At 48.2% G+C, this 2336-nt stretch carries 3 protein-coding genes; all 3 read right to left on the bottom strand.

What is annotated here, in order from left to right; translation table 11 throughout:
- The coding region (locus JRJ26_20615) for an ATP-binding protein (protein ID MBW2059893.1) at positions 1 to 452 on the bottom strand (452 nt) is incomplete at its 3' end.
- Positions 449 to 1864, bottom strand: a complete 1416-nt coding sequence (locus JRJ26_20610; GenBank protein ID MBW2059892.1) for a restriction endonuclease subunit S — start codon at positions 1862 to 1864, stop codon at positions 449 to 451. The genes JRJ26_20615 and JRJ26_20610, both read right to left, overlap by 4 nt.
- A complete protein-coding gene (locus JRJ26_20605) occupies positions 1861 to 2328 on the bottom strand; it encodes an ATP-dependent endonuclease (GenBank protein ID MBW2059891.1) in 468 nt (155 codons plus the stop codon). The genes JRJ26_20610 and JRJ26_20605 overlap by 4 nt, the downstream gene beginning before the upstream one ends.
- Positions 2329 to 2336: the final 8 nt, after the last annotated feature.

Raw genomic sequence — 2336 nt, 5'->3', positions numbered from 1 at the left:
AACGCCCGCTCTTTTTCAGGATGGTTTCTCAGCAAAGTCTTATTGGTGCCTATTCTGATCCATGCCTGTCCATAGAACCTGACCGGTTGTCCACGAGCTGCTCCAACCTCAAAAATCACAACTCGCCCCTTGGGATGCTCTACTACGTGGACCTCAAAAAGCGGTCTTGGCTGCAATCCCATGGCGAGCCAATGGATCAAATCCTGATTACCTTTCCCTTTCGCAGGATACGGGCCGAACTTCGTACCCACTACTTCGTGAGTCTTGTCGTCGATGCCAAAGAGCAAATATCCGCAAGGCTGACCCGCTAAAGATGCCGAATTAGCAAGCGCCGAAAGATATTCTCCCAACACCTGAGGTTCATACCGATTGCGTTTGAACTCAAGCCATTCTGTTTCAGTTGGTAAGGCACCTAGCCGATCAATAAGTGCTATATACTTGTCCTGGGTCATATTTCAGCCTCCTCAAAGACGGTTTCAAGGCTGATTTCGCCGCTTCCCTCATTGTCTTCGGCTGTCTCCTGCTCGGGCATTTCCTCAGGAATTTTCTTCGCCGCCTCTCGCACGTCCAGCTTGCCTGTGACCACGTCAGCGATCAGACGCGTGCGGAACTCCTTGAGCAGGTCGATCTCGCGACGGGTGGCTGCGATGGTTTCGTCGATTTTTTGGGTTTGGTTGTCAAGGAAGTCAACAATGGCGGTTTGTTCAGGGAGAGGGGGCAAGGGTATCTCAAGAGCAGCAAATTTCTCACGTGTAAAGTGTGCAATAGTAGCCTTGTCGTTCAGGACTTCAAACCAGCCAATGGATGATATGCTTTGCAAGACGGGTCGAAGATACTCATTCTTCGATTGATTAGTCGGGCGGACCCTGTGAAGAGCGTTTTGGATAATGACTGTGCCATCTGCAGACGTTATGATTGCACAGCGCCCACCTTCACCACCCTCACACACAAGAAGGTCGCCGGGCCTGACTTCGTACTGGAGAATTTCTTTCGGCGACGCCCACATCATTGGTAAATCCTCAACGATCACACCAGTCCATTGTACATGGATAGCTTTAAGGTATGGTACTAAAATGTCATCCTTCGTTTTACGAGAAGGTTGCAGCATCTTACCAAGTTGAATCGAGTACACTCGCTTGACTGACAACACCTCCCAATGCTCCGGCACCTGGCCGAGCCACTCGACGCCAGAGTCCTTGTATTTTGGATATGGCTTACCCGTGCGGACGTCGATTCTGCCGGTCACGGCCTGGTGGATAAGGGCTTGTTTGTATTCCTCAAGCAGCTTGATCCGCTGATTGCGCAAACGAATCACCCGCCGAATGCGACGGTCCGCCCAGTCCAGAAATCGGACGATGGCGGTTTGTTCGGGGAGAGGAGGGAGTGGCGCCAACGAACGACTAAGTTTTTCATAATCGATATTTTGTCCCTGCCGAATACCAGTAACATGTAGCTTTAAATTCTCAATGTACGGATACGATTTGAAAAGTTTGGCAAGGTACCCGTGCATTTTGGAGTCTATAGGATACAGTATCGTATAGGCAGGACTAATTATACCTTGATCTCTGGCATACTCAATGCCCCCTTGAAAAGATCGAAGGCTAATTACAAAGTCTTTTCTTCGTACTAGCTTAAGTAAGTGTAGGTCTTTTAGGGCGAGTACCGTTCTGTTCTCATACTTTTCTTTACGAACTACACCTTTTGTTTGTGTAGCAGCAAGTAGCGGTAGATCAGGATAACCTTTCTCTATTCGCTCTCGAAGTAGGGTTTTTAACCTCCGCACCTCCCAATGCTCCGGTACGTCTCCCAGCCACGGCACGCTGGAGTCCTTGTATTTAGGATAAGGTTTGAGGGTGGTGATCATTCTTTCTTCTCCTGTACATTGAAGGCTGCCGCTACCACCTCCTTCAGCCTCTTTGGAATATTAGATTCAGCGACACTCTCGAAATGATCCAGTGCGGCAAGAGCCTTTCCTTTCTTCTCACCTTGGCTTTTGGAAACCCCGCTCACCGTCTCAAAATCGCGGGGAAACATTTCCACCTTTCCAAAAGGGCCTTGAATAAGATCTCTTATCTGCTTATTAAGATCATACGTTCTTTGCTTCGCCTTCCTTTTATCTTCATTCCAATCATTAGGTATCGGATCGGGTAAAGGATCTTCATCATGTATTACGAGGTAAGGAACTTCGAAGGCTTCAGCGATGGCTATATACAAAGGGAGATTATGTTTACTTCCACAGTCAATAATTGAAATATCTGGATCAAATACCCCCAGTCTTTTGGCCAGATACGGTAACACAACTTTTTCGGTCTCGCCTTCGACAAACACGACTCGCT

It is taken from the genome of Deltaproteobacteria bacterium (assembly GCA_019308905.1).
Classification (GTDB): domain Bacteria; phylum Desulfobacterota; class BSN033; order WVXP01; family WVXP01; genus JAFDHF01.
The sequence above is the reverse complement of the archived record's forward strand: the minus strand, read 5'-3'. Positions and strand labels throughout refer to the sequence as shown.

Excerpts from the sequence above, each read along its gene's own strand:
- JRJ26_20610 (MBW2059892.1), bottom strand. The coding sequence starts at position 1,864 with ATGATCACCACCCTCAAACCTTATCCTAAATACAAGGACTCCAGCGTG.